The sequence below is a fragment of the Acidibrevibacterium fodinaquatile genome, assembly GCF_003352165.1.
GTDB lineage: Bacteria > Pseudomonadota > Alphaproteobacteria > Acetobacterales > Acetobacteraceae > Acidibrevibacterium > Acidibrevibacterium fodinaquatile.
Window position 1 is genome coordinate 1,697,868 of sequence record NZ_CP029176.1, and the last position, 16,376, is coordinate 1,714,243.

The following is a 16,376-nucleotide window of genomic DNA, read 5'->3' on the forward strand; positions in this document are numbered from 1 at the left end:
GCCGGCCCATCAAATCAGGTAGTGATTTTCCATCCACAGCATCCCCGGCGCGTTGCTTTTGGTGACGACCGGGCCGTCCGTGACGACGTTCAACGGAATCCCGCCAGGCCCGGTCTTCTCGCCGCCGACAACCGCCGCGACACCGGCGACAATCGCCCCGCCATGGATGCGGCAGGAAGGGTTGCGCACGGTCGCATGCATGCGGCCATCGAGCACCGCCTCCAGCGCCGGCGGCATCGCATCACAGCCCCCGATCAGGATGTTGGTGCGATTATGCGCCTTCATGACGTTATAGGCGGCGAGCGCCATATCGTCGTTGTGGAAATAGGCGGCATCGATTTTCGGGTATTTGGTGAGCAGAGTCTCCCAGATCCGCGCCGTCTTGGCGACGTCCCAATCCGCGGGCGTGGTGTCGAGCACTTGCAGCTTGGGATATTTCTTGACCACCGCATTGAAGCCGCGCGCGCGCCCCTGGGCGCCGGTATGGCCGAGCGCGCCCTGGGTCATGATGATCGTGCCTTCGCCGTTGATCGCGTCCACCAGCGCTTGCGTGACGGAGGCGCCCATGAATTCATTGTCGGGGGCGAGGAAGCTGTGCACCTTGATCTGATCGAGCGGCGCGATCAGCGTATCCATGTCGATCACCGGCGTGCCGGCGGCGATCATTTTGTTGACCGGCGCCGTCAGCGTGCCGATGCCGAAAGCCTGGATCGCGACGAAATCCCATTTTTGCGAGGCCATGTCGTCCACCGCGGCGCGCTGCTTGGGGGCCGAGAGTTCGCCATCGAACCAGGTGACCTCGACATTGAACAATTTGCCCCAATATTCCGCCGCCCGCTTGCCTTGCGCGCACCAAGTCGCCTGCAGCCCGGCATTGGAGAAGGCGGCGCGCAGCGGCTTTGCCGATCGCCCGGCGACTTCGCCCATCTCGGCGGCCAGCGCCGGCGCGATCCCGAACAGCGCCGCGCCCGCCGCCGCGGCATGCATGAAGTTCCGACGATTCTGGCTTAACCGCTTGTCATTCTTCGACATTTTTTCCCCGCGTGATGGTCTCGCCGGCGCGCGCCGACGGGTTTGTTTCTTGGACACGGGTACTCTGCCCGAAAAATCGGTGCCTTGGCAATGCCGTGACATCGGTGCCGCACCCCTCCTCAGGCGGCGCTGGAGTCACTATTGTTTTTCGCGCATGGAAGCCGCCCCGCACATCCTCGTCATTGACGATGACCACGAGATCCGCGACCTCTTGGCGCGGTTCCTCGAGCGCGGCGGGCTTCGCGTCACCGTCGCCCGCGATGGTCGCGAGGCGCGTCGGCTCTGGGCGCAAGGGCATTATCACCTTGTCGTGCTCGATCTCATGCTGCCCGGCGAAGGCGGGCTCGAACTCGCGCGCTGGCTGCGCGAGCAGGCGAATGTGCCGATCGTCATGCTCACCGCGATGGGGGATGAGACCGATCGCATCATCGGCCTCGAGATGGGGGCCGATGATTATCTCGCAAAACCCTTCAACCCGCGCGAACTGCTCGCGCGTATCCGCGCCGTGTTGCGCCGCAGCGGCGAGGGTGAGGCGGAGGGCGCGCCGGCGCGCCGGACCTTCCAATTCAATGGCTGGCGCCTTGAGACCGCGCGCCGTCGGCTGCTTGACCCGGAAGGGGCGGAGGTGGCTTTGACCGGCGGCGAATACGACCTGCTGCTCGCGTTACTGGAGCGCCCGCATCGGGTGTTGACGCGCGACATGCTGCTCGATCTCCTGCGCGGCCGCCAGGCGGGGCCGTTCGACCGGGCGATCGATGTCGCGATCAGCCGGCTGCGCCGCAAGCTCGATGATGACGGGCGCAACGCCCAGGTCATCAAAACGGTGCGCGGCGGCGGCTATGTCTTGACCTGTGACGTCGAGCGACGGTGATCAAGGCATGAGGCGCGGCATGGGATTATGGCCGCGCAGCCTGCTCGCGCGCGCGATGGGGGTGCTGCTGATCGGGCTCGTCGCCGCCCAGGTCGGCGGGGTTTATCTTCATGTGATCGACCGCGGCGACCTCACCCGTCTCGGGCAAGCGCGCGATGTCGCGGCGCGGGTGATGGCGGTCTATCGCGCGGTGGTGATGAATACGCCGGATGGCGGGCGGGCGGCGCTGCTCCGCGCGATCGAACTGCCGCCGGGCACGCAAGCGGCGTTGCTCGAGGCGCCGCCGGCGGAGCTGCTCCCAGCGCCGCTCACCCTCGTGCGGCTGATCCAGGCCGATCTCACCCTGTCGCCGGTGCCCTATCATCTGCGCCCGCACGATGTCGTGGTGCTCGGCTCGCTTTATGACCGGCTGGTCGAGGTCGGGCTCGCGCTCCCGGATCACGGCTGGCTTGCCGTGACGGTGCGGGTCCCGGCGCCGGAATTTTGGCACTCGCCGCTCGATTTCGGCCTGTTTCTCGGCCTCACGGCGCTCGCGGCGGTGCTGTTCCTGATCGTCGCCCGCCGGCTGATCGCGCCGATCACCGCGCTGACGCAAGCCGCCGAGGCGCTCGGGCGCGATGTCGATGCGCCGCCGCTGCCCGAGGGGGGGGCACGCGAGGCCGCCGCCGCCGCCGCCGCCTTCAACCGCATGGCCGGGCGTATCCGCCGCTTCGTGCAGGATCGCACATTTCTCCTGACCGCGATCGGTCATGATCTCCGCACCCCGATCACCCGCCTCAAGCTCCGCGCCGAATTTCTCGAGGATGACGAGATGCGGCGCAAAATCCTCGCCGATCTCGACGAGATGGAGGCGATGGTCGCGGCGACGCTGGCCTTTGGGCGCGATGCGGCGGCGAGCGAACGCACGAGCACGCTCGATCTCGTCGCCCTGATCCGCACCGTGCTCGACGAGGCCGCCGATGCCGCGCCGGAGGCCGCCGAGCACCTCACCTATGCCGGCCCAGAGCGTCTGCCGATCACGGCCCGGCCGATCGCTTTGAAACGCGCGCTCGGCAATGTGATCGCGAACGCGGTGAAATATGGTGGCGGTGCCGCGGTGCGCCTGCATCCGCCGCAAGGGGGGATGGTGGAGATCGAGATCGAGGATCACGGCCCTGGCCTCCCAGAGGCCGACATCGAGCGAATGTTTCAGCCGTTTCAACGCCTTGAGGCGAGCCGCAACCGCGCGACCGGCGGCAGCGGACTAGGCTTGCCGATCGCGCGCAACATCTTTCGCGCCCATGGCGGCGATGTCACTCTGACGAACCGGCCGGCCGGCGGCTTGCGCGCCTCGATTTCTTTACCGGTGTAAAAGTTTCGCCACTTATGCTAGGCTCTTATGCGTCGCCGCATAGCGGGCGGAGGACAGGGTGCGAAGCAAGCGGGCTGTCATTCTCGGCTGTGGCTTGGCGTTACTGGCGTTGGCCGGCTGTTCCTCCGGCGCGAACCAGCAGCGTCTGGCGCGGCCCACCTGGCCGCCGGGCGCCTATATCGGCCCGAGCTGGCCGGTTGCGACGTATGTTTTCCTCGATCCGCCGAACCCGGGGGGCGATGTCCGCGCCGCCTCCGCCGATGCCGATGCGGTGATCGGCGCCGCCGGCCGCTATCTGCCGACGCGCGATTTCGCTCTCCTGCTCCCCGATCCGCGCAACGAGCAATTGGTCGTCAACCCGACCATCCGCATGCTGCGCCTGCTCGCCTATGCCCGCGCGCGGAGCCCGGCGCCGGTCTGGCTGGTCGGCACCATGCAGGATCTGGATCTCGTGCTGCATGGCGTGCCGGCAATTTCGCCGCACGCCTTCGCCGGCTTCGTTTTGCTGCCGATGTCGGCGGAGGGGTGTGGCACGCCGGCGCAAATGCAGGAGCAGGGGCTGGACGGCATGCCAACCGTGGTGGTCGGGATGGGCAGCGCCGCGTGTCTCAGCGCGCCGCGGCCGATGGCAACGCTGCCGCCGCCGTCGCCGATCATCGCGCCTTATCATCCGCCGCTCGGCGTTATGCCGGTTCTGCCGCCCAGCCTGCAGGCATCGCCACCAGCCGCCGCGCCCGACATGGTTTCGCCCGCGCCGTCCGCAACGACAGCCCCAGATGCGACGTCCCCAGAGAAAACGGCGCCAGAGACAACGGCGCCAGAGACAACGGCGCCCGAGACGGCGCCGCCCACTGCGACCGGGGCGAACACGCTGCCGGTGCCGCCAGTGCCACCGGCCGCGCCCGGGGCGAAGGTTGCGGCGCCGGCGTTGCCGGCGAACATGCCGTTTCAGCGCGTATCGCCGATCACCCCCGGCAACCTGATCCTCAAGACGGCACCCAAACCGCCTGTCACGAGCCAGCCATTACCCGGCCCCGCCGTCACGCCGCCGCCCGCCGCGCCAGCGCCGTCGCCGCCACCGGCCAATCCAGGTCAGACCATTCCGACCTGATGCGGTTGGGTCTTCGCCCGCCGCAAGCGCGCTCAATGGCCGTCGTTTGCGATGAGCGTTGCGAGGCGGTCGGCGAGGTCGCCGAGCAGGCGGCTCATGGTCGCGACCTGGTTTTCTTCCCCGGTTGGCGGCGGGGCGGCGAGGCTGATGGTTGTGAGCTTCGGCGCCTCCCCCGCGTGCCGCAGGGCGAGAGCGGCGACGAGGGTGAAGCGGCTGCCGGCATCGAAGCGCTGGATATCGATCTCGACGGTAACGTCCGGGGCGGCGGAAATCGCGCTGGCGGCGGTAAAAACCGTGCTGCCCGGCAAGCGCGCGCTGAGATCGGCAGCGATGACGCGGGCGAGCATGTCCGCCAGCGGCTCCGCCCAGCGTGCATCGTCGGCGAGGGTTACCCGATAGGCGTCGACGCGTGTTACGATGCCGGGGCGGTCGAGATAACGGGCCAGGCCGACATGGCGGATCTCGATCGTTTGGGCCGGCGCGGCAACCGCCGGCCCGGGGACGCGCGCCAGCGTATAAAGCTTCGGATTTGGCGAGGCGCAGCCAGCGAGCAGCCCGAGCAGCGGCGCCAGGATCGCAAGAACGCGCAGGCTCATCGTTCCTCCACCGGGCCGCTGCGGCCGCGCACCAGTGCCTCGGGATGCTGATCGAGCAGGTCGGCGAGGCTGCGGATCGAACGCGCGGCGTCGTTCATCTCTCCGACCAGGCGCTCGAGATCGCGCGGCAGCGGCGAATTGGCGCCGTAACCGCTCTCCAGCGCCGCCATCAGGTGGTTGGCACGATCGAGCGAGGCCTCGAGTTCGGCGCTGATCCGCGGCAGCCGCGCCAGCGCCGGGCCAGCGTTGGTGTTGATCTGGCGGAGCAGCGCCTGCGCGCTCGCCATCGTCGCCGCCGCTGACTGGAGGGTGGTTTTCAGCTCCTTGCCGGTGGCGATGCCGGCGAGTGCCGCGAGGCTCGAATCGAGATTGCCGGCGATGCGCTCGATCGGCACCGCCTCCAGCTTGCGACCGATGATATCGACCATGCGGGCGAGGGTTTCGAAGTCGCTCGGCTGGCTCGGGACGACGATAGCGCCGTCTTCTTCGCGGATTGGCGCCGGTTTGGCCTCTGGAAAGAAATCGAAGGCGACATAGAGCTGCCCGGTGAGGTAATTGGCGGTGCGGAGCTGGGCGCGGAGCCCGTTTTTGGTCAGCGCTGTGAGCGATTCCAGCGCGCGCTCCTGGGTCGCCGGCGGCGCTCCGGGGGCGGAGATGCGATCCGGCTGGACGGTGAGCCTGACCGGCACGTCGAGCGTTTTGGTCGCAAAATCATAGCGCAGCGTCACGTCGGTGACCTCGCCGATCTGAATGCCATAGATCTCGACCGGCGCGCCGGCGGCAAGGCCGCGCACCGAGCCGTGGAAATGCACCACGATGGGGATGGAATTGGTGTAGCGCGAGGCTGCGGCGGCGGTGCGGTCGGGATAAAGGGGAAAATCAGCGCCATCGGCGGCGACCGGGGCCGAGCGTGCCTCGGGCGGGGTATCGAACGCGACGGCGCCCGTGAGAAGCGCCTGGATCGACTGCACCTCAAGATGGAAGCCGTTGGCGCCGGCGTTCACCGAGAGGCCGGATTCGCTCCAGAAATAACTTCCCGCATGGATATAGCTATCGAACGGCGCGTGCACGAACACCCGCACCACCGCTTCGCCGCCCGGCGCGCCAAGATCATAGCCCAGCACCTCGCCGACGCTGGCATCGCGAAACAGCACCGGCGAGCCGATGCCGAGCGAGCCGAGGCTCCGCGTGTGCAGGACATAGGTATGACCAGGCTCACCCGAGCGCACCGCCGGTGGTTGTTCGAGACCCTTCCATGCCCGCTGCGCGGTGCCGCCCGGCGGGCCGGGGTCGATCTCGATATAGCTGCCCGAGACCAGGGTTTCGAGGCCCGAGACGCTGCTCGGCGTAAACCGCGGGCGGACCACCCAGAACCGCGCATGATCGGTCAGAACCGCGGTCGCCTCGCGGCGCATCCGCACCTCGACGATGACATGCGACATGTCCTCGCTGAGCCGGATCGCCCGCACCGTGCCGAGATCGACGGCCTTGTGCTTGACCCGGGTCTGCCCGGCGATGAGGCCATCGGCGGTGTTGAAGGTAAGGGTGATCAGCGGGCCTTCCTGCGACAGGGTCCGCCAGCCGAGCCAGGCCGCGACCACGACGGCGACCAGCGGGATGATCCAGAGCAGGGAGAGACGCGGTTCACGTTCGAGTTGCGGTTCCATCTCCGGCGCCGAGGGCTCGTTCATCGCGGCCTCCGGCGCTGGTGGCCGCGCCTGGCCGCATCCCACATCAGACGTGGGTCGAAGCTTTGCGAGGCGAGCATGGTCAGGATCACGACGCCGGCGAAAGCAACCGCGCCGGGCCCGGGGATGACGGTGGCGAGCAGGCCAAGCTGCACCACGCCGACCAGGATGGAGAGCATAAACACATCGATCATCGACCATCGCCCAATGGCATCGATCAGGCGATAAAGCCGGGCGCGATCGACGAGCCGCCGGCGTGCGCCGGCTCGCGTGCTCACGAGCAATAGGCCGAGCCCGAGCAGTTTCAGCACCGGCACCGTGATGCTGGCGAAAAAGACCAGGATGGCGAGCGGCCACATACCGCTCGCCGCCAATTCTTCGACGCCGGAGAGAATCGTGTTGGGCACACCTTGGCCATGATAATCGACGGTCATGATCGGCAGCAGGTTGGCCGGGATATAAAGCAAGGCGGCGGCCAGAACGAGGGCGAGGGTGCGCCCAAGACTATGCGGCTTGCGGACATGGAGCCGGCTGCCGCAGCGCGGGCAGCGAGCGCCCGGCGTGCCGGCGCAGAGCAGGCCGCAGCCATGGCAGCCGATCAGCCGCGCCGCAGACCCGGCGGGCGGGGCGGCGCTGGTGGTCGGTGGCGCCAGCGCCTCCCAAAGCGCGGTCGGGTCGAGCCTCTCGTCGATCAGCGCCATCACCAGCATCAGCGCCGCCAGCGCGTAGCCGGCGAGTTCGACACGCACGCGGGCGAGATCGATCAGCTTGCTGTAGGCGACGAAAAACCCGAGCAGATAGACTTCGACCATCGCCCAGGGCCGAAGATATTCGGTTGCGCGCAGCAGCGGGCGGAGGAGATGACGTGGCGGGTGGGCCAGACGCAGCCCGAGCAGCACGAGGGTGAGGCCAAGCAAGCGCAGCCCAGGGAGCAGGCAGGCGGTCAGCAGAACCACCGCGGCGAGCGGCACCCAGCCCTCTGCGGTCAACAGCGCCGGCCCGGTGGTCAGCGCCGCGCTGATCCCGCGCCCGAGCAGCGAGAGATGGATGAGCGGGGTGAGAAAGGCGAGCGGCAGCAGCGGCCAGGCGGCGAGCGCGAGTGGCAAGGCGGTCGCGGCCCCGTGTGGGCGTCCGCGTCGCAACACCGCCCGACAGCGCGGGCAGCGCAGGCGGCGGCCGGCCGGCGGCGACAGGGCGCGCAAAATGAGCCCGCAATCGGGACATTCGATCTGGCCGGCCACGGGCCAGGCCGGCCGGGGGGAGTCCGCGAACAAAGCCGAGTTGCGAGAGATCGCCAAAAACCGTGTCATCCTGAAAACGGCGAAACTGAACCGACCGGGCGCATGGACGCCGGGCACGCTGATGGGCATAAACTTGGTCACCCTAGACCGATTCGCACCGATCTGGCGATTCGCGGCGGGCGGCGGGGGCGGCGGACATGATATGCGAATGGCGTGAGGAACAATGGTGGCGAGCGTTGCGATCGAAAAGCGGGCACAGATCATCGTGCTCGGCAACGAGAAGGGCGGATCGGGTAAGTCCACCGCTGCGATGCATCTCATCGTCGGGCTGCTGCGCGATGGCTATCGTGTCGGTGCCCTCGATCTTGACGCTCGTCAGGCGACGTTGACCCATTATCTCGAAGCGCGGGCCGAGTTCGCCGCCCGGCGCGGCATCGCCCTGCCGATGCCGCGCTTCGCCGCGGTGATACGGAGCGAGGCCGATAGCCGGGCGATGGCGGAAGCCGACGAGCAATTCCGCTTCGCTGCGGCGCTGGCCGAAATCGGCGGTGACGTCGATATCGTCGTCATCGATTGCCCCGGGGCCGATACCTATCTGAGCCGCCTCGGCCACGCCCACGCCGATACGCTGATCACCCCGATCAATGACAGTTTCGTTGATTTCGCCATGCTCGCCAAGGTCGATCCCGAGCAGCACGAGGTCGTGCACCCGAGCATCTATAGCGAAATGGTCTGGGAGGCGCGCAAGCGCCGAATGGCGCGCGATCGCGGCCGCATCGACTGGCTGGTGATGAGGAACCGCCTCGGCGCCGGCGAGGCGCGCAACAAGCGCGATGTCGGCGCGACCCTCGAGGCCCTGGCCAAGCGGATCGGCTTTCGCACCGTCAAGGGGTTTGGCGAACGGGTGATCTTCCGCGAGCTTTATCTTCAAGGGCTGACGCTGATGGATGTGCGCGAGGCGGGGCTCGGTATTTCCTTTGGCATGAGCCATGTGACGGCGCGGGCGGAAGTGCGCAACCTGATCGGCGCGATCCGCAAACCCCCGCCCGCTTTGACCCTGGTGCCACCCGCGGCCTGACTTGCCACTCGCCCACGGTCACCGCGTTCACCGCGCTCGCCCTTTTGTCCGGCGATCCATCATCGGCCAAATGCGATAGCCCTGGGTCGCCATGCGTGCGCTTGCGCCGCTGGCCTCGCGGTGGTATTGAGGAATGATGATCCGGTTTTCCGGCAGTTCCCGGGCCACGCCCGCCGGCTGCGCCGTTTTCGGCGCTGGCCTCCTTATTCTGCGACTTAGCCGCCCCTGGGCGTGACGCCGCGCGGCTTCGCCGGCATCGTTCAGGGGTTTTTGAGGCAATTTGTCGCAACTTTCCGGTTCAAGGACTGGCCCCATGACCATCTCCCACCCAAACTTCGGCGTGCTCGACCCCGACCGCATCATCATTTTCGACACCACGCTCCGCGACGGTGAGCAATCGCCCGGCTTCTCGATGAATCTCACCGAAAAACTGCGCATGGCCGAAGCCTTGGCCGAACTCGGTGTCGATGTCCTCGAAGCCGGCTTCCCGATCGCAAGCCCCGGCGATTTCGAGAGCGTGGACGCCATCGCGCGGACCATCAAGGGGCCGGTGATCTGTGGCCTCGCGCGCACCGGCGGGCGCGACGATATCGCCCGCGCCGGCGAGGCGATCCGCCCCGCCGAGCGCCGCCGCATCCATAATTTCATCTCCACCAGCCCGCTGCACATGAAATACAAACTGCGGATGGAGCCCGAGACGGTTTTGCAGGCGGTCATCGACGGCAATACCCTTGCCCGTAACTATACCGACGACGTCGAATGGTCAGCGGAAGACGGCAGCCGCACCGACCCCGATTTCCTCTGCCGCTGCGTCGAGGCCGCGATCAAGGCCGGCGCCACCACCATCAACATCCCCGATACCGTCGGCTACGCCCTCCCTGAGGATATCGCGCGCATCTTCACCATGCTGCGTGAACGCGTGCCGGGGGCGGAAAAGGTCATTTTCTCTGCCCATAACCACAATGATCTCGGCCTTGCCGTCGCCAACACCATTGCCGCCATTCGCGCCGGCGTGCGTCAGGTGGAATGCACGATCAATGGCATCGGTGAACGCGCCGGCAACGCCGCACTCGAAGAAATCGTCATGGCGATCCGCACCCGCCACGACGCGCTCGCCTGGCGCTCTGCGATCGAGACGCCGAAAATCCTCCGCACCTCGAAGCTGCTCTCCACCATCACCGGCTTTGACGTCCAACCCAACAAGGCGATCGTCGGGCGCAACGCCTTCGCCCACGAATCCGGCATCCATCAAGACGGCGTCCTCAAAAACGCCGCGACCTATGAAATCATGACGCCGGAAAGCGTCGGTTGGACCAAATCCTCGCTGGTCATGGGCAAACATTCCGGCCGCGCCGCCTTCCGCGACAAGCTTCGTGCCCTCGGCTACGGCGAAATCGGCGATAACCAGCTGAACGACGCTTTCCGCCGCTTCAAGGATCTCGCCGACCGCAAGAAGGTGGTCTACGACGACGATCTGATCGCCCTGGTCGATGATGAGGTGATGCGCGGCCATGACCGCATCCGCTTCCTCTCGCTCGACGTCCATACCGGCTCCAAAGCCAAGCCGCGCGCCGAACTCGAACTCGAGATCGACGGTGCGGCACAGAGCGCGGTTGCGACCGGCGACGGGCCGGTGGACGCAACCTTCAACGCCATTCGCGATCTCTTCGCCCATGACGCGGTGCTGCGCCTCTATTCGGTCGGCGCCGTCACCGAAGGCACCGACGCCCAGGCCCGCGTCACCGTGCGGCTCGAGGAAAACGGCAAAATGGTCGATGGCCAGGGGGCGGATACCGATACCATCGTCGCCTCCGCCCGCGCCTATGTCCACGCTCTCAATAAACTTCTCGTCAAGCGCGCGCGCACCGCGCCGGAGGCGCTTTCGGCCTGAAGACAATGTTCTTTTTTGAAAAAAAGAACCAAAAAACTTTCCACGGTAAGAGTTATCGGCGCCGCTCTTTGCGCATCAAATGAAACGAGGGGGCTTTCGCCCCCTCGTTGGATGGTTTCAGACCAGCGGTGATCGTGCGATCAGGCGTTGCCGTTTGGGCTGGCGCGCTGGGTTTCGGGCTTCTGGCCGTCATAGCCCTGGGCGGTCTGGAAGCTGTTGGCATTCATCTGCGGGGCGCGGCCCCAGGCGAGCGTCGCGGCGCGGTCGGTGCTCGTCGCCGGCGGCTTGGCGGCAGCCTGCTGCTGCAGGGAGGCCGGCGCCTGATGGACACCATGGCCAGACGCGGTGAGCGCGATGGCGGCAACGGCTGCGAAAAGAAACTTGCGCATAATCTTCTACCCTCTTTCGTCGTGTGGTGGTCTGCCGCTCTGGCTGTCCACCGGATGCGCGAGAGATAGTAGCATGGGTTATTACACACAAGCTTATAAAAGCATGGCTGTGTTGCACTGCACACAAAAGCCCCGGGCTTGCCATATCAGGCGCTTCACGGGGTGAGCGGGCGGGCCTCCTCGGGCAGCATGATCGGGATACCGTCCCGAATCGGGTAGGCGAGGCCGGCGGCATCGCTGATCAGCTCGTTCCGCGCGCGGTCATAGCGAAGGGGCTGCTTGGTGAGCGGGCAGATCAGGATTTCGAGCAGCCTTGGGTCGACCGGACGGTCACCGGTCTCGGGCAGGGAATTGGTCACGGGGCATCTCCCTCGGGGAAAAAATCAGCAGGCAAGGCGGGCGCCGCCGTCGCGGGCGGCGGCGCGCAACGCCGCTCAGCGGAACAGGAGGGCCGAAAGCTTGCGCCGCGCCGCCATCGTCACCGGGTCGTCCATGCCCCAGGCGGCGAAGAATTTCAGCAATTGCAGCCGCGCCGCGTCCTCGTTCCAGCCCGGCTGGCGGCGAATGATGTCGAGGAGCTCGTCCGCCGCCGCTTCCCGCTCGCCGAGCGCGGCCTGTGCGGTCGCGAGTGCGAAGCGGGCTTCGTGGTCGGCGGGGTCGGCCTTGAGCCGCGCCCGGTAGCTCTCGATCGCCGCCGCCGCCTTGCGGCCCTCGCTGGCGAGGGCGAGGGCGCTTTTGGCGCCGGTGATCTCGGCATGCTCGGCGAGCGCCGCCGGCACTTGCGCCAGCGTCGCCTCGGCGTCCGCTTCATCCCCGAGCGCGATGAGCGCGCGGATCAGCCCGCCCCAGGCGGCGGCGTTTTCCGGCTCCTCGGCGAGCAGCGCGCTGAACAGGTCGCGTGCGCCGGCGGGATCGCCCGCGTCCAGCGCCGCCCGCGCCTCGGCCAGGAGATCGGCCGCCGGCATCGCCCCGCCAGCCGCCTTGAGGAGGTTTTCGACGAAACGCTTGACCTCCGATTCCGGCAAGGCGCCCTGGAACAGATCGGCGATCTGCCCCTGCCAGAAAGCGGCGACCGTCGGCACCGATTGCAGCGGCAGGCCGAGCTGGGCCAGTTGCTGGACCAAGGCCTGGTTCTTGTCGATGTCGATCTTGACCAGCTTGATCCGCCCGCCGGCGGCGCGGGTGACTTTTTCGAGCGTCGGCGTGAGCTGCCGGCACGGGCCGCACCAGGTCGCCCAGAAATCGACCAGTACCGGCACCTGCCGCGACGCCTCGACGACATCGCGCATGAAGGTCCGCTGATCTCCCTCGATGATCATCGCAGCACTCGCGCCGGGCGGCGCCGCGGTCGCAGCGGCGGGCCGTCCTTGTCCGATCAGTTCCATATCCGCAGCATCCTTGTTCGTAGGTTGTCGCAATTGCTGTCGCCCATCATAGGGCACGAACCCCGGTCCGCACCATCGGGCGGCTTAGAAGAGTGTCTCGGGAAGTGCGCGCAGAACATCGTGGGTGCCCGCGACGATCATTTTCAGCGCGATATAAAGCACGATCAGCCAGCCGAGCCAGGCGAGCCGGGGATAGCGCGCAAGCAGGCGCGCGACGAGGTCGGTCGCAAACGCCATCAGCACGACGCCGAGCGCAAGGCCAGCGACCAGCACGATACGGTTATTCTCCGCCGCCCCCGCGACGGCGAGGACGTTATCGAGGCTCATCGAGAGATCGGCGGCGATGATCCGGAGCAAGGCTTGCGAGAGCGTCGTCGCCGCCGCCCCGCCCGCGCCGCTCTCGGTCGGCCCGCGCAGCTCGCGATACATTTTCCAAGTGACCCACAGCAGCAAAAGCCCGCCGGCCAGCGTAAGGCCGATGATCGCAAGCAGCCGCAGCGCGACGAGGCCGCCGAGGATGCGCAAACCGGTGGCGGCGGTAATGCCGAGCACCATCGCCCGCCGCCGCGCCGCCGCCGGCAGCCCCCGGACGGCAAGCCCGACGACGATGGCATTATCGGCGGCGAGGACGAGATCGATCGCCGCGACCTCGATCAGCGCGATCAGCGCGGGGAGGAGGGCGGCGGCAGTCATCGCGGCTCCAGGATCGGGCGTTGCAGGGTTGCGGCAAGCGGGGTTGTCAGGCGCCGCGCGGGAAGCTAGGGCGAGGAGGGTTCTGATCTCCGCTCGTCTTAGGGATAACTGGAAAACATGGTTCCACGCTATACCCGCCCGGCGATGGCCGCGATCTGGGCGCCGGAGAACCGCTATCGCATCTGGTTCGAGATCGAGGCGCTCGCCGCCGAGGCGATGGCGGCGATCGGCGATATCCCGGAAGACGCGGCGCGCGCCATCCGCACGCGCGGCGGCCCGCGTGTCGCCGCGATCACGGCGGACGACCTCGCCCGCATCAATGCGATCGAGCAGGAGACCCGCCACGACGTCATCGCCTTCCTCACCTGGCTCGCCGAGGCGGTCGGGCCGGAGGCGCGCTTCGTTCATCTCGGCATGACCTCGTCGGACGTGCTCGATACGTGTCTTGCGGTGCAGCTTGCGCAAGCGAGCGATCTCCTGCTCGCCGATCTCGACGCGGTGCTGGCGGCCTTGAAGCGCCGGGCGTTCGAGCACAAAACGACGCTCACCATCGGCCGCAGCCACGGCATCCATGCCGAGCCGACCAGTTTTGGCCTGAAACTCGCCGGGCATTACGCCGAATTCGCCCGCGCCCGCGCCCGCCTCGCAGCCGCCCGCGCCGAGATCGCGACCTGCGCGATTTCCGGCGCGGTCGGCACTTATGCCCATGTCGATCCCCGGGTCGAGGCATATGTTGCCGAAAAACTCGGCCTCGCGATCGAGCCGGTCTCGACCCAGATCATCCCGCGCGACCGCCATGCCGCCTATTTCTGCACGCTCGCGGTGATCGCGAGCGGTATCGAGCGGCTGGCGACGGAAGTGCGCCATTTGCAACGGAGCGAGGTGCGCGAGGCCGAGGAGTTTTTCCATCCCGGCCAGAAAGGCTCCTCGGCGATGCCCCACAAGCGCAACCCGGTCTTGAGCGAGAACCTCACCGGCCTTGCCCGCTTGGTGCGCGGCTACGCCATGCCGGCGCTCGAAAATGTCGCGCTCTGGCATGAGCGCGATATCAGCCATTCCTCGGTCGAGCGGGTGATCGCGCCGGACGCGACGATCGCGCTCGATTTCGCGCTCTCGCGGCTGGCCGGCATGATGGAAAAGCTGGTCATCCACCCCGAACGCATGCAGGCCAATCTCGAGGCCCTCGGCGGCGTCGTCCATAGTGGCGAGGTGCTGCTCGCGCTGGCCCGCGCCGGGCTCTCGCGCGAGGCGGCCTATGCCGTGGTGCAGCGCAACGCGATGGCGACCTGGGAGGCGCTCGGGACGAAGGCGGCAAAAAGCTTCCGCGACCATCTCGCGGCCGACCCCGAGGTCGCAGGACGGGTGCCGGCGGCGGTGCTCGATGCGGCGATGGATCCTGGGCTCCATCTCCGCACCCTCGATACCGTGTTTGCCCGCGTTTTCGGGCCTGACGGCGCGAAAGGAGACTAAACCGGTGTGCACTCTGGTCGTGCTCCATCGCCCTGGCGATCCCTGGCCGCTCCTGCTTGCCGCCAATCGCGACGAAATGGTCGATCGCGGCTGGGATGCGCCGGCGGCACATTGGCCCGAGCATCCCCGCGTGGTCGGCGGGCGTGATCATCTCGCGGGCGGCACCTGGCTTGCCATCAACCGCGCCGGCGTGGTCGCCGCGGTGCTCAATCGCCAGGGCAGTCTCGGCCCCAAGCTCGGCAAACGGAGCCGCGGCGAATTGCCGCTGATCGCGCTCGCCGAGGACAGCGCCGAGGCCGCGGCGGCGGCGATCACCCGGCTCGATGCTGGCGAGTGGCGGCGCTTTAACATGGTGATCGCCGATCGCTCGGGTGCCTATTTCCTCCGTGGCCTCGCCACCGGCACGCCGCATGCCGAGCGGCTCGCGCCGGGCCTCGCGATGGTGACGGCGCGCGATCCCAATGATCTCACCAGCCCGCGCGTCGCCCGCCATTTGCCGCGGCTGATGGCGGCGCCGGCGCCGGTGCCGCCGGACGATTGGGAGAGCTGGCGCAGCATTCTCGCTGACCGCAGCGGCGCCATCGAAAGCCAGTTCACCATTACGCCGCGCGGCGGATTTGGCACCGTCTGTGCGTCACTCCTGGCATTGCCCGCCAACGGCGTCCCGGTCTGGCTGTTCGCGCCGGGGCCACCCGATAGCGCCGCCTTCACGCCGGTGAGCCTGGCGGCGGACTGACCGGCCTTTTCGCTTTGGCGGCGGGAGGGTATACCGAGGGCGCCGGATTTCGCGGCAGAAGGAAGGACGATCATGGCGCGACGGCGGCAAATTTACGAAGGCAAGGCGAAAATCCTGTTCGAGGGGCCGGAACCCGGCACTCTGGTGCAATATTTCAAGGACGACGCGACCGCCTTCAACGCCCAGAAAAAAGGCGTCATCACCGGCAAGGGCGTGCTCAATAACCGCATCAGCGAGTATCTGATGCTACGCCTCGCCGAAGTCGGGATTCCCAACCACTTCATCCGCCGCCTTAATATGCGCGAGCAGCTCGTTCGCGAGGTTGAAATCATTCCGCTCGAAGTGGTTGTTCGCAACATTGCCGCGGGCAGCCTCTCGGCGCGGCTCGGCATCCCTGAGGGCACCCGTCTGCCGCGCTCCATCATCGAGTTCTATTATAAGAACGACGCCCTCAACGACCCGATGGTGGCCGAAGAGCACATCACCGCGTTCGGCTGGGCGGCGCCGCAGGATCTCGACGACATCATCGCGCTCACGCTCCGCACCAATGATTTTCTCACCGGCCTATTTCTCGGCGTCGGCATCATGCTCGTCGATTTCAAGCTCGAGTTCGGCCGGCTGTGGGAGAACGAGGAGATGCGGATCATCCTCGCCGATGAGATCAGCCCGGATAATTGCCGCCTCTGGGACGCCAAGACCAACGAGAAAATGGACAAGGACCGCTTCCGCCGCGATCTCGGCAAGGTCGAGGAGGCCTATCAGGAGGTGGCGCGTCGGCTCGGCATCATGCCCGAGGCCGGCTCGCGTGATCTCAAGGGGCCGGAGACGATGCAGTAGGTAAGGC

18 protein-coding genes are annotated in these 16,376 nt (G+C 67.2%); 9 read left to right on the forward strand and 9 right to left on the reverse strand.

What is annotated here, in order from left to right:
- Positions 1 to 9: 9 nt before the first annotated feature.
- Positions 10 to 1,032, reverse strand: coding sequence for a sugar ABC transporter substrate-binding protein (locus DEF76_RS08205; protein ID WP_114911917.1), 1,023 nt, complete (start codon positions 1,030 to 1,032; stop codon positions 10 to 12).
- Positions 1,033 to 1,186: 154 nt separating this feature from the next.
- On the opposite strand from DEF76_RS08205, the gene DEF76_RS08210 reads away from it, so the two are divergent.
- The 3 genes from DEF76_RS08210 to DEF76_RS08220 are packed head-to-tail and all read left to right on the forward strand — an operon-like array spanning position 1,187 to position 4,365.
- Positions 1,187 to 1,903, forward strand: a complete 717-nt coding sequence (locus tag DEF76_RS08210) for a response regulator (protein WP_114911918.1) — start codon at positions 1,187 to 1,189, stop codon at positions 1,901 to 1,903.
- A 19-nt stretch (positions 1,904 to 1,922) separates the two neighbouring features.
- Positions 1,923 to 3,254, forward strand: a complete 1,332-nt coding sequence (locus tag DEF76_RS08215) for an ATP-binding protein (RefSeq protein WP_240319145.1) — start codon at positions 1,923 to 1,925, stop codon at positions 3,252 to 3,254.
- A gap of 58 nt (positions 3,255 to 3,312) precedes the next feature.
- Positions 3,313 to 4,365, forward strand: a complete 1,053-nt coding sequence (locus DEF76_RS08220) for a hypothetical protein (RefSeq protein ID WP_162800557.1) — start codon at positions 3,313 to 3,315, stop codon at positions 4,363 to 4,365.
- 32 nt (positions 4,366 to 4,397) lie between these two features.
- Here the strand turns inward: DEF76_RS08220 and DEF76_RS08225 are convergent, their stop codons facing one another.
- Genes DEF76_RS08225 through DEF76_RS08235 form a run of 3 tightly spaced genes read right to left on the reverse strand, consistent with a single transcriptional unit; the run spans position 4,398 to position 7,959 of the window.
- Positions 4,398 to 4,961 (reverse strand): PqiC family protein, encoded by a 564-nt coding sequence (locus DEF76_RS08225; RefSeq protein ID WP_114911921.1) that lies wholly within the window; start codon positions 4,959 to 4,961, stop codon positions 4,398 to 4,400.
- Positions 4,958 to 6,652, reverse strand: a complete 1,695-nt coding sequence (locus tag DEF76_RS08230; protein WP_162800558.1) for a PqiB family protein — start codon at positions 6,650 to 6,652, stop codon at positions 4,958 to 4,960. The genes DEF76_RS08225 and DEF76_RS08230 overlap by 4 nt, the downstream gene beginning before the upstream one ends.
- Positions 6,649 to 7,959 (reverse strand): paraquat-inducible protein A, encoded by a 1,311-nt coding sequence (locus DEF76_RS08235; RefSeq protein ID WP_240319147.1) that lies wholly within the window; start codon positions 7,957 to 7,959, stop codon positions 6,649 to 6,651. The genes DEF76_RS08230 and DEF76_RS08235 overlap by 4 nt, the downstream gene beginning before the upstream one ends.
- Between DEF76_RS08235 and DEF76_RS19295 the strand changes: the two genes are divergently transcribed.
- Both DEF76_RS19295 and DEF76_RS08240 read left to right on the forward strand, forming a co-directional pair.
- Positions 7,853 to 8,107: a hypothetical protein gene (locus DEF76_RS19295; protein WP_162800560.1), complete on the forward strand. Its 255-nt coding sequence runs from the start codon at positions 7,853 to 7,855 to the stop codon at positions 8,105 to 8,107. The two genes, DEF76_RS08235 and DEF76_RS19295, sit on opposite strands and share 107 nt — an antisense overlap.
- A 6-nt stretch (positions 8,108 to 8,113) precedes the next feature.
- Positions 8,114 to 8,968 (forward strand): division plane positioning ATPase MipZ, encoded by an 855-nt coding sequence (locus DEF76_RS08240; protein ID WP_114913749.1) that lies wholly within the window; start codon positions 8,114 to 8,116, stop codon positions 8,966 to 8,968.
- A gap of 27 nt (positions 8,969 to 8,995) precedes the next feature.
- Here DEF76_RS08240 and DEF76_RS19300 read toward each other — a convergent pair whose 3' ends face one another.
- Positions 8,996 to 9,283, reverse strand: a complete 288-nt coding sequence (locus DEF76_RS19300; protein ID WP_162800561.1) for a hypothetical protein — start codon at positions 9,281 to 9,283, stop codon at positions 8,996 to 8,998.
- On the opposite strand from DEF76_RS19300, the gene DEF76_RS08245 reads away from it, so the two are divergent.
- On the forward strand, positions 9,282 to 10,859 hold the full coding sequence (locus tag DEF76_RS08245) for a 2-isopropylmalate synthase (protein ID WP_114911924.1): 1,578 nt from the start codon (positions 9,282 to 9,284) through the stop codon (positions 10,857 to 10,859). The genes DEF76_RS19300 and DEF76_RS08245 overlap by 2 nt on opposite strands.
- A gap of 140 nt (positions 10,860 to 10,999) precedes the next feature.
- Here DEF76_RS08245 and DEF76_RS08250 read toward each other — a convergent pair whose 3' ends face one another.
- The 4 genes from DEF76_RS08250 to DEF76_RS08265 all read right to left on the reverse strand — a co-directional run bounded on the left by DEF76_RS08250 (position 11,000) and on the right by DEF76_RS08265 (position 13,326).
- Positions 11,000 to 11,248 carry a hypothetical protein gene (locus DEF76_RS08250; protein WP_114911925.1) on the reverse strand — a complete coding sequence of 83 codons (249 nt, stop codon included), beginning with the start codon at positions 11,246 to 11,248 and terminating at the stop codon, positions 11,000 to 11,002.
- 155 nt (positions 11,249 to 11,403) lie between these two features.
- Positions 11,404 to 11,607 (reverse strand): Trm112 family protein, encoded by a 204-nt coding sequence (locus DEF76_RS08255; RefSeq protein WP_114911926.1) that lies wholly within the window; start codon positions 11,605 to 11,607, stop codon positions 11,404 to 11,406.
- A gap of 75 nt (positions 11,608 to 11,682) precedes the next feature.
- Positions 11,683 to 12,633 (reverse strand): tetratricopeptide repeat protein, encoded by a 951-nt coding sequence (locus tag DEF76_RS08260; protein ID WP_114911927.1) that lies wholly within the window; start codon positions 12,631 to 12,633, stop codon positions 11,683 to 11,685.
- A gap of 84 nt (positions 12,634 to 12,717) precedes the next feature.
- Positions 12,718 to 13,326: a YjbE family putative metal transport protein gene (locus DEF76_RS08265; protein ID WP_114911928.1), complete on the reverse strand. Its 609-nt coding sequence runs from the start codon at positions 13,324 to 13,326 to the stop codon at positions 12,718 to 12,720.
- A 117-nt stretch (positions 13,327 to 13,443) separates the two neighbouring features.
- Between DEF76_RS08265 and purB the strand changes: the two genes are divergently transcribed.
- From purB to purC, 3 genes are all read left to right on the forward strand, one after another.
- Entirely contained in the window at positions 13,444 to 14,796 is a 1,353-nt protein-coding gene (gene purB / locus DEF76_RS08270) for an adenylosuccinate lyase (protein WP_114911929.1), read from the forward strand.
- A 4-nt stretch (positions 14,797 to 14,800) separates the two neighbouring features.
- Complete coding sequence (locus DEF76_RS08275) at positions 14,801 to 15,532, forward strand: NRDE family protein (RefSeq protein WP_114911930.1); 732 nt, start codon at positions 14,801 to 14,803, stop codon at positions 15,530 to 15,532.
- 72 nt (positions 15,533 to 15,604) lie between these two features.
- Positions 15,605 to 16,369 carry a phosphoribosylaminoimidazolesuccinocarboxamide synthase gene (purC, locus tag DEF76_RS08280; protein WP_114911931.1) on the forward strand — a complete coding sequence of 255 codons (765 nt, stop codon included), beginning with the start codon at positions 15,605 to 15,607 and terminating at the stop codon, positions 16,367 to 16,369.
- Positions 16,370 to 16,376: the final 7 nt, after the last annotated feature.